This window comes from Photobacterium obscurum, from assembly GCF_026191635.1.
Taxonomy (GTDB): Bacteria; Pseudomonadota; Gammaproteobacteria; order Enterobacterales; family Vibrionaceae; genus Photobacterium; species Photobacterium obscurum.
In genome coordinates this window covers 374,768-385,354 of the sequence record NZ_JAKRRW010000004.1, presented here as the reverse complement: position 1 = coordinate 385,354, position 10,587 = coordinate 374,768, and the positions used below count along the sequence as shown (strand labels likewise).

Genomic DNA, 10,587 nt, shown 5'->3' with positions numbered 1-10,587 from the left:
TCAGCTCCGATAACCCATGTGGTGCAACATATCGGAAAACGGACAAAGACCACTGACGGTAACAACAAAACCCACTAACAGGACAACGCCAGCAATCATGAACACCCATGTTGCCAGAATCCGGCCAACTAGCTGCAGGCGACCGTTCGCCTTAGAGGACATAAACAAGACAACATAGCCGATAACCAACCAAAACGTTGCTGGTATCAGGCTAAAAAAGAAACACATGTCGCCACCTCGACATCAAAGTTCAGAGTTTGCACACCTAATGACTAAATATAGCTGTCATACTAGTACAACCCGCTTCAATGCTAAGGAATGTTATCAACTCATTGGCTTTTTTCGTTCTCATAAGGTTCAAATTGCAGCTCGCACAGCCGCTGGTACAGTTCGGACTGTTTCAACAACTCTTCATGAGTCCCGCAGGCCTTTATTCGCCCATCCTCCATTAGCACTATCATGTCGGCATGAATGACCGTAGAAAGCCGGTGAGCAATAATCAAGGTTGTCCGATTCTCCATTAACTCATTCAGCGCAGCCTGAACATGAAACTCGCTCTCAGCATCCAGGGCACTGGTCGCCTCATCTAATAGCAAGACTTCTGGATCTTTGAGGATAGCTCGGGCAAGGGCAATACGCTGTTTTTGTCCACCAGACAAGCGAACCCCTTGCTCGCCAAGATAACTCTTATATCCGTCAGGCAATTCTAGAATAAACTCATGGGCATGAGCCCGCTTAGCTGCCACAATCACCTCCTCATCCGAAGCATCGGGGCGACCATAGCGGATATTGTGCCAGACATCGGAGCTAAACATGATCGGCTGCTGCTGTACCATCCCCATTTGCTGGCGAAGGTGCTTGGGATCGAGTTGCTGGATCGGGGCGTTTTTGAACCGGATTTCGCCATTCTGAGGGTCATAAAAGCGCTGCAGTAATTCAAACAGGGTCGTTTTACCTGCTCCAGATGGCCCGACTAAAGCAACCACCAGCCCTTTTTTAATACCAAGATTAATACCTTTAAGAGCAGGGCTATTTGGCCGTGACGGATAACAAAAATCCACCCGCTCAAAGGCAATAACGGTATCGGCAAAATCGTCAAGAGGCGCCAACTGTTGCGGGGCCTGGATTGCGCTTTCCACTGCAAGCAACTCAAGCAGACGTTCTGCGGAACCTGATGCCCGCTGTAACTCGCCATAAACTTCAGAAATCGTTGCCAGGGACATCGCCACCATGATGGCGTAAAAAACAAAGGCCGCCAGCTCCCCCTCACTGATCCTTCCAGCCAATACGTCCATGCCGCCAATCCAAAGCATAATGCTGATGGCACCGAACACCAGAAATATCACTGTCGCAATCAATATCGAACGCTGCTTGATTCGTTGTCGGGCCACAGCAAAAGCATTCTCGACTTCATTACCAAACGCCTGCTTTTCCTGACTTTCTCGGGTATAGCTTTGTACCACTTTAATATTCTGAATAATCTCGCCGGCATAGGTACCAACCTCAGCAATGGTGTCCTGACTCTTTCGAGCCAGCCGCCGTACCTTTCGCCCGTAAAACAGCATCGGCATTAGCACAACGGGGACGCAACCCATCACCATCATCGTGAGCTTCGGATTAGTGATAACCAACATGATCAAACCGCCAATAAGCATAAGGCTACTACGCAGTGCCATCGAAAAGGATGAGCCGATAATTGACTGTAGCAATGTCGTATCAGTAGTCAGGCGCGACATTAGCTCGCCGCTACGATTCTCTTCAAAGTAGCTAGGATGAAAGCCTAGCAAGCGCTCAAAGACTGCCTTTCGAATATCTGCACTCACTCGCTCACCCAGCCAGGACATCAGATATACCCGCGTAAAAGTACCAACAGCCAGCAAGGTGATCAAAATGACCATCACCACAATTGCGCTCCCCAGCTGCTCTTTCGACCCGGCAATAAACCCATTGTCGATAACCATTCTTACTCCCTGACCAATAGCCAGAGTAACAGCTGCAGTCACTAACAAGGCCAACAGCGCAGCAACAGCCATGGCTTTATAGGGCTTTACAAAGCGCAGAAATGGCAAGAGTGTTTCTAATGCTCTTTTATTTTTAGAGCTATCGGCTTTATCGTGGGTCATAACCTACCGTGTTTTAATTAAACTATGAAAATGAGAAAGAACAGCCGATCTGAAAATGAAGGGAGACTATTCAGTACTCTAGACCCAAATTACCTCAAGATACTTGGGTATAACAATACAGAAGAAGAGTGCAGTCAAAATTGAGCAGCATCCATGCTGCAGAAGAATACGCTAGGGTGTTAAAAATTACTTATTTGGCCCACCAAATCACACAGCTTTTCACTAGCTCTGCTTAAAATAACAGCTGCGATAGACGCCCCCTTTAGGTTTTATGGCAAGGGGTAATATCACCAGGCTTTCTCAGCATTTTATCAACCTCATCAAGATGGAGCTCTTCGGTCGCAATCATTTCCCTGGCGTACTCCTCGAACAGCACCGACTTCCCTTCAACCAAATGAAGCAGTTTATAATACAAGGCAAGGGCTGACTTTTCGTGCCCGAGGCTTTCCCTCAAGATATCGCCAATATCGTGTTTTTGTGTTTCCAATAGCGGACCAACCTTTAGCGATGGATGCCCGCCCAATAAAGTGACAAGCTCCCCGGCTTTATGAGCATGGACAAGCCCCTCATCTGCATTTCCTTTTAACCAGGATACGATCGGAATACGGTTATAACCAAACACCATTAAGGAATAGTGGGTATAGCGAACAACACCAGCCAACTCCACCTCCATGATGTTGTTCAATAGATCTATCACTTGTTGTTTTTCGATGTCATTCATCATGACTCCTTAACTATCTACAACAAAGCATCGGCGTGGCTTTACGGCCAACAATGAAACTTGGGGTTATACAGGATCTTATTTTAGTCGAGATAAGCAATCGCGGTATTGTCTCCAGCCCTCTTCACCAAATTGTGTTAGAAACAAAATATTGAGTAATAATGACACCGGCACCAATATTCGTAAAAAAGTAATGCCCCTCGGTGAATGGTGTCGTTATAATCATCGATTATTGTCGTATCCATATTGGTTGTAGCTGTGGAAAAATTAGAACTTTTAGTCACTTACCTGCTGACGCATAAACTCCTGCTCAGTGTGCTAATCATTGCATTTGTTCTTATGATTAGACGACTGACGATTACCCAGATCCGTAGCGATACTAATTTTTTAAGTGAAAAGCAGCGTAAATGGATCTCACGGACCAAAAACGGCACCTTTACGTTAGTACTGCTGACACTTTTTATTCTGTGGCAATCAGAGATCAGTGAGTTTGCCTTATCGCTAACCGCTATTGCCGTAGCCGTTGTTGTCGCATCCAAAGAGATTATCCTGTGCTTTACCGGATCGATACAGCGCGCCAGTTCACGCTCATTTCAAATTGGTGACTGGATTGAAGTGGGATCATTATGCGGTGAAGTGATTGAGCACAACCTAATGGCTACCGTAATTCAAGAGATTGACCTTCACCATGGGCAATACCATTACACAGGAAAAACTGCGACGATTCCCAATAGCATGTTCTTTAGCGTTCCGGTCAAGAACCTTAACTTTATGAAGCGCTATGTGTATCACAACTTCTCAATTACGATCCGGGAAACAGTTAACCTATATCCAATGCTGCCTATCATGCTGGCAAAAATTGATGACCACAGTGAAGATTTTATCGATGTCGCCAAACGTTATAACCATGTTATTGAAAGGCATGCCGGCGTCGATCTACCGGGCGCCGAGCCACATATTCACATTACGACGACCAACACAGGTGAACAGCTGGTTCATTTCATGTTGTTTTGTCCAACTGAGCGCGCATCTGAGCTAGAACAATTGATTCGTGAAGACTTTATGGTCTTATACTGTGAACGTTACCAAAACAAAGAAGAGCGTGATCACTCGCGTGCGATCGCATAGAGCGTGCTCGAGACGCATCAAATAAGTTGATTAAGTAACGCAAGATTACTTAGGTACAATACAAGGGCAAAACGACATCCGTTTTGCCCTTTTGTATGAGAGGAAAAATTTGGCAAGCGTCACCGAGGCCACTTTTTCAGCCTAAAAAGCATATCCTTATAGGCAGCTCCCGAAACCACCGGTAACTTATACAGATTATCCATCAGTTTATGATGGATTTTTTCTTCTGAATTCAGAAAGCGGTAGAATGACAGTAGCTCATGGTTAACATGTGCATCACTGCCAAATGTTGCCTGAAGCTGATAATTTTGCCTAATTACCTGTGCGTTGATATTCCTATTTTTAGGAAGGGAGTGATTATAGGTTTCAACAGCATCAACACGATTCAACACACTTTTTATATAGGGCTTATTATTCAAGTAGTTTTTTTGTGCAAGCCCATTTATGTGCGGAATAGAGATATGACAATTCCGCCCTACCAGTGATTCAAGATAGTAGTATATATCTTTATTGGTTCTGGTCATCCTATATGGGTGTTTGTTCTTTTCGACCTCACCAATGTAAAAGTCTTCAAGCTCCTGAATTTTTTTGAAATAGACCAAAATCTCGAAACCATCTTCACACCCAAGCTCAATCCCCGGTACATTATTGATACCCAAGTCATAGGCGGAAATAGCTCCTCTGATATCATTGTGGTCGGTGATTGAGATAAGATATTTTTTTCCTTTAAGAAATTCAATTAGAAACGGGGACGTATTGAATCCATTGGGAGCAATTGTATGTAAATGAAAATCAAGATAAATAAATTCATCACTTCGCTTAAAGTCATAAAAACCAGAAAAGAAATCGGATAATTTGTCGAACTCAATCATAAACGCCTCCCTCGTAAATAATAGATGAAGCCGCTCAATTTTGACTGTTGGACTTTAATAGTTTCCCACAACAGCCATTCCCATCATCCCTCAGGTCTAAATTTTCACCTAAAGTCAGAAAAAAACACTTTTGATTATTATACTTAGCGGTATAACACGAATAACAATAATCGGTGGCCAACTGTTATGAATGATTTTTCGCCCAAAGCCAGCCAATACAACAAGGAACTAGCCCCGGCTCGCACTCGCCATTCATCTCGAGCCACACCTATAACTGAAGCGAGAAAACTTCAAGCCTGCGACCTATTTCATCCCTGTGACCCGAAACAGTTCAACTTCGAGACCACCGATGATATCGAGCCAATGGACCAACCGCTTGGTTTGGAGCGCGCCATTGAAGCCATAAAACTAGGTATCGGAATCCCATCAGATGGTTTTAATATCTATGTCATGGGTTCTGCAGGCTATGGTAAGCACGCAATAACCCAACAACTTATTGCAGATCATAAGGATAAAGAGAAAGCCCTATCAGATTGGTGCTACGTCAATAATTTCCATGAGACCAATAAACCCGTAGCATTGCAATTGCCTGCGGGAATGGGCAAGCGGTTACAACAAAAAATTCAGCACCTTATCGAAGAACTAAAAAAGACTGTCCCCACGCTGCTGCAAAATGAAGACTATATCCATAATACAGAGCAACTCCAAAACGAGCTCAATGAAAGAGAAATTGCCGCATTTAAGTCCATTGAAGAAAAGGCAAAACAGCAAAACTGTATCCTAAAAAGATCCCGTAACGGCTACCTTATTCATCCAGTCAAGGATGACAAAGTCATCAGTAAAGAAGAATTCAAAAAACTGCCCGCGAAAGAACAAAAAGCCATCGATAAAGCCATCGAAGATTTACGGCTCTTACTCGTCAACCTCCTCAAGAAAGTTCCCCTATGGGATCAGGAAATGAGGGAAAAAAAAGAACTGCTAGAACAACAATTTGTAGGTATAACACTTGACTATCTTGTCGGTCAGCTACCAGAAGATTTAATGGCCATCGAGTGTGTTAAAGAGCATATTAACAACCTAAAGCAACATGTTCTTAATAATATTCCGCTTTTCAGTGGAAGCCTTGAAACAGAGGTCAATGAGTATACCGGTCAAAAGCTCAGCTTCAGTCCTTTTACCGTATATGAAGTCAATATTATTGTTGATAACAGCAAAACTGGCTCATCTCCGATTATTTATGAAAATAATCCTACCTATGCAAATTTAATCGGGCGTATTGAACACCAAGGTGAGCTGGGGACATTGGTTACTAACTTTACTTTAATTAAGCCTGGTGCTTTTCACCGCGCCAACGGAGGTTACTTAATTATCGATGTCATTCAATTGCTCAACAAACCCTTCGTCTGGGACGTTTTCAAGCGCACACTCCAGTCAAAGGAGCTTCTGCTCCAACCTTTGGATCAGTTGCTCAGCGTCAATGCTATAGCTGGCTTAGAACCCGATATCATCCCCCTTGACATCAAAGTCATCCTTGTTGGTGACCGCAATATGTATTACTTGCTCAAACGCTATGATCCTGACTTTGCCCAGTTGTTTAAGGTGCAGGCCGATTGCTCCGAAGATATCAATCGAACTCCGGAATCATGCTTGCTCTATGCACAATTTATCAAGCAACTTCAAAGTGACGAAAAGACCCGCCCTCTCGATCGTATGGCTGTCGCCAGAGTCATTGAGTTTGCAGCAAGATTGGTAGAAGACGGTGAAAAGCTCACTCTCCACCGAGGCGACATTAGCAGTCTTTTACACGAAGCTAACTACTGGGCTGAGAAAAACCAGGCTGACGTGATCAACCTTGGGGCAGTTCAACAAGCCATTGAGGCCAAAAAGTTCAGAACTGGCTATCTTAAAGAGTGTGTCACCGAGAGCATTCATCGTGGAATTCATAAGATCGACACTCAGGGTGAGCAAATAGGACAAGTTAATGGGCTATCAGTTATTAGCGTCGATGAAAATATGTTCGGTCGCCCAACTCGGATAACGGCTGCAGTACACCTAGGGCCAAGTAATGTTATCGATATCGAACGAGAAGTCGATCTCAGCGGGGCAAGCCACTCCAAAGGCGTCATGATCTTAACGGCTTTTCTGCGTGAGCGATATGAACAAAAGCAGCCGCTTTCTTTTTCGGCCACTCTCACTTTTGAACAATCTTACGGGCTAGTTGATGGTGATAGTGCCTCGACAGCCGAGCTCTGTGCAATTTTGTCAGCTATTGCCCAAATTCCATTAAAACAGAATATTGCCATCACCAGCGCCATCGACCAACACGGTAATATTGAGGCCATTGGGGGAGTTAATGAGAAAATCGAAGGCTTCTTTGACATTTGTAATACCAGCGGATTAACCGGTGAACAGGGTGTGATCATACCCAATACCAATCTTGCCCACCTGATGATAAATAAAGAAGTTCGCCAGGCCGTTGCTGAAGAGCGCTTTCATATTTGGACCGTAGACCATGTCGATCAAGTAATGACCCTGCTTACCGGACTGCAAATGGGCAAATTAAATAACAAAAAACAATATCCACCCAACAGTATCAATGCGGCCATTATCTCGCGCATTAAACAGATGAACAAAGCACATAAGTCCTTTATAAATGGAGCCAAAAAATAGCCTTTATATATGAATACAGTGTACCCACCAATATCAAGATGGGGGCTCAAAATGAGTTAACTGAGATTGAAAACAGTTTAATGTCGCCTGCGCCACCATTTATGAAGCTCTTCAACAACCAATAAGCTACAGGCAATGATGAGTAACTGACTCCACTGTGCGAGAGAAATGGGTTGGATTGCCAACACATCACTGATCCCCGGTGTATACATGGCAGCAATGTGGACCAGCTGAGCAATGGGCACCGCCAGCATCAAGAAAGGGTTGGCAAAAAGCGACAGGGAGAACAACGACTGGGTTTCGGAGCGGCTGTTCAGCGCATGTATATTACCAAACAGCACCATAAGCATCAGAGTAAGATTTCTCGCCTGCTCGACAGATTGACCGGCATCGAGCGCAAGGTAATAGTGAATAAATGCTAATCCCCCCATCACCGTGCCAGAAATAACCACATGCTCAATGATCATTTTTTCAAAAATTGGTTCACTGGGGTTTCTTGGCTTACTTGTTAATTCATGGCCTTCCTTCGGCTCAAAAGCCAATGCGACATCCTGCAAGCCGTTTGCTATCAGGTTTAGCCATAACAGTTGTACCGCCACCATCGGCATCGGCAGTCCGGCAACCACCGAGAGAAAAAACAGCCACAGCGCTGAGAATCCGGTTGCCACCAGCAAAGCAATCACCTTGCGAATATTATTATAAACAACCCTACCCTGCTCAATACCGGAAACAATGGAGGCAAAGTTATCATCCGTAATGATCAGATCAGCCGTTTCTTTCGCAACATCCGTTCCTCGCCGGCCCATCGCGATACCGGTATTGGCCTGCCTCATTGCTGGTGCATCATTGACGCCGTCGCCAGTTACTGCCACAAAATGCCCCTGACGCATAAAGCTATCAACAATCTGCTCTTTCTGTTGCGGCTCTATACGGGCAAAAACCCGGATAGGTCGAATAAGTTCATCGGCTTTTTTGGGCCCCTGAGCACTGGCCCGATGGATCATATCTCCGGTGACAACGGCGTCGTGCTGTTCGCATAACCCTAATTCCATTGCAATTGACTTTGCCGTAGAAGGATGATCTCCTGTGACCATCGCCACCTCAATGCCGCCTTCACGACATCGAGTAATTGCATCAAACGCTTCTTTGCGTAACGGATCTATCATCGCGACCATACCGAGAAAATTCATCTGCTCCAAGCGTGTATGGCTGTTCTCAACTACCTCCCTCTTCGCTAAAGCAATGATCCGATAACCTTGTTGTGCCAGTGATTCAAATTGCTGCTCAATTAGCGCAGTGTCAATATCGACTGGCCCATGCAAAGTTTCCATCCGATTACACATACTGAGCATCTTTTCAGGACTGCCCTTGGCGTATAGCCATGCAGTCTCGCCATCTTGATTCAAACTGCCACAATAGGCTTTTTCCGGCTCATAGGGGATAAGATCCAATTGCGTCTGCTGTTCTCGCAATTGGGTGATCGACAGCCCTAACTTTTTCGCCAATACCAAAAAAGCGACGTCGACAATATCGCCGTCTGAAACCCACTCTCCTCCGGCATAGCTAAGGTGGCTTTCATTGGCTAACACACCGGCAATGCATAACTGTTGCAGATGCTGTTGTTCTGTATCACCGCACACTTCTCCCCCCGGAGAAATACCTTCCCCTGTTACCCGAAACACCTTGTTGTCAGGCAAAACCACTTGACGAATCGTCAATTCATTAACCGTTAAGGTGCCTGTCTTATCCGAGCAAATAAAAGTACATGACCCAAGAGATTCGACCGCAACCAATTTGCGAATAATGACACTGTTTTTTGCCATTCGCCTCATGCCAATCGCCAAGGCAACCGTCAATGCGGCTGGCAAGCCTTCAGGGATCACCGACACCGCTAAACCTATGGTCATTAACAAAATAGCTTCGGTGTCATAACCACCTTTCAGCAGCATCATAATAGTTAACACTAAAATAGCTACAAAAATGCCGCCGGCAACCTGATAGGTAAAACTACGAATACGGATCATTAACGGCGGCTCTGAAACCCTCTCCTGAGTAACATGCCGAGCAATACGCCCAATTTCAGTATTGGTGGCAGTGGCAGTAACAATCGCCTGGGCACGCCCATGGGTAATAATACTGCCGGCAAAACACTGATTTACTCTTTCAGACAAAGGAGCGTCGTCATCAACTTCGGCGTGAAAATTTTTACTCACCGCCAACGACTCGCCAGTAAGCATCGATTCATCCACCGCCAGATTCTGACTACTGAGCAAAAGTACATCTGCCGGTACTTTATCACCTGAAGAGAGCAACACGAGATCGCCCGGAACAAGCTCTTCAACATCAATCGTTCGCGCTATGCCATCCCGAACAACATGAGTAACCCCTTTCACCAAATTACGCAATGCGGCAGCAGACTGTTGTGCTGAATATTCTTGAATGGTCCCAATAGCGGCATTCAGAAGCAACACCACAATAATGAAGATACCGCTCGGGTTCTGCCCCAAAAGAAACGAAACAACCGAGGCGATCACCAAAATATAGATAAAAGGACTTAAAAACTGGCGAAAAAAAATCTGTATCGAACTTGGCATTGGCGGCTCAGGCAGGCGATTCGCACCATGCTGACGAAGTAACTCCTCCGCTTTCTTTTGCGTTAACCCTATAGCAGCTGTTTTGGGCGCAGGTTCGGGTGTTACCGTATTTTGACTTACGCCACCCGATTTTATTGCTTCTTTTAGAGGTTCTAGCGCCATAACCTTGGCCTCGGAACAAAAATAGCTAATATTTTTTACGCAGAGCCACTAAGGTATAGAGGCAGATATGATAATAATAGACTGAAATCATAGAGGTAGGGTCACAAAAACGTTTTTATTCTCGCAGCTCCCATAGCAAAAACATACTAGGCACAATGCTTCACCGACAGCTTCTATCAATCCCAGGCAATTAGTTTGGACCTAAAAAACTTTTAGTCTCTATAAGTGTGCCCCTGTTCGATAAACAGGCCCTCATAGCGACATAAAAAATAATATCCCTGCCAAGCTATTTTTAAATTGTTGATTAAACATATCAA

At 44.8% G+C, this 10,587-nt stretch carries 7 protein-coding genes; 2 read left to right on the top strand and 5 right to left on the bottom strand.

What is annotated here, in order from left to right; all coding sequences use genetic code 11:
* The 3 genes from MD588_RS07825 to MD588_RS07815 form a co-directional block, all read right to left on the bottom strand.
* Entirely contained in the window at window positions 1–228 is a 228-nt protein-coding gene (locus MD588_RS07825; protein ID WP_265696504.1) for a hypothetical protein, read from the bottom strand.
* 101 nt (window positions 229–329) lie between these two features.
* Entirely contained in the window at window positions 330–2,123 is a 1,794-nt protein-coding gene (locus MD588_RS07820) for an ABC transporter transmembrane domain-containing protein (RefSeq protein WP_265696503.1), read from the bottom strand.
* Window positions 2,124–2,385: 262 nt separating this feature from the next.
* Entirely contained in the window at window positions 2,386–2,844 is a 459-nt protein-coding gene (locus tag MD588_RS07815; protein ID WP_265696502.1) for a ferritin-like domain-containing protein, read from the bottom strand.
* A 258-nt stretch (window positions 2,845–3,102) separates the two neighbouring features.
* On the opposite strand from MD588_RS07815, the gene MD588_RS07810 reads away from it, so the two are divergent.
* Window positions 3,103–3,972, top strand: coding sequence for a mechanosensitive ion channel family protein (locus tag MD588_RS07810; protein WP_265696501.1), 870 nt, complete (start codon window positions 3,103–3,105; stop codon window positions 3,970–3,972).
* A 119-nt stretch (window positions 3,973–4,091) separates the two neighbouring features.
* Here MD588_RS07810 and MD588_RS07805 read toward each other — a convergent pair whose 3' ends face one another.
* Window positions 4,092–4,844: a PHP domain-containing protein gene (locus MD588_RS07805; protein WP_265696500.1), complete on the bottom strand. Its 753-nt coding sequence runs from the start codon at window positions 4,842–4,844 to the stop codon at window positions 4,092–4,094.
* Window positions 4,845–5,030: 186 nt separating this feature from the next.
* Between MD588_RS07805 and MD588_RS07800 the strand changes: the two genes are divergently transcribed.
* The gene (locus MD588_RS07800) at window positions 5,031–7,514 is read left to right on the top strand and encodes a Lon protease family protein (protein WP_265696499.1); all 2,484 of its coding nucleotides are present in this window, start codon (window positions 5,031–5,033) and stop codon (window positions 7,512–7,514) included.
* Between the two features lie 77 nt (window positions 7,515–7,591).
* Here the strand turns inward: MD588_RS07800 and MD588_RS07795 are convergent, their stop codons facing one another.
* Window positions 7,592–10,270, bottom strand: a complete 2,679-nt coding sequence (locus MD588_RS07795) for a cation-translocating P-type ATPase (protein WP_265696498.1) — start codon at window positions 10,268–10,270, stop codon at window positions 7,592–7,594.
* Between the last annotated feature and the right edge of the window lie 317 nt (window positions 10,271–10,587).

Excerpts from the sequence above, each read along its gene's own strand:
- MD588_RS07825 (WP_265696504.1), bottom strand. The coding sequence starts at position 228 with ATGTGTTTCTTTTTTAGCCTGATACCAGCAACGTTTTGGTTGGTTATC.
- MD588_RS07820 (WP_265696503.1), bottom strand. The coding sequence starts at position 2,123 with ATGACCCACGATAAAGCCGATAGCTCTAAAAATAAAAGAGCATTAGAA.
- MD588_RS07815 (WP_265696502.1), bottom strand. The coding sequence starts at position 2,844 with ATGAATGACATCGAAAAACAACAAGTGATAGATCTATTGAACAACATC.
- MD588_RS07805 (WP_265696500.1), bottom strand. The coding sequence starts at position 4,844 with ATGATTGAGTTCGACAAATTATCCGATTTCTTTTCTGGTTTTTATGAC.
- MD588_RS07800 (WP_265696499.1), top strand. The coding sequence starts at position 5,031 with ATGAATGATTTTTCGCCCAAAGCCAGCCAATACAACAAGGAACTAGCC.
- MD588_RS07795 (WP_265696498.1), bottom strand. The coding sequence starts at position 10,270 with ATGGCGCTAGAACCTCTAAAAGAAGCAATAAAATCGGGTGGCGTAAGT.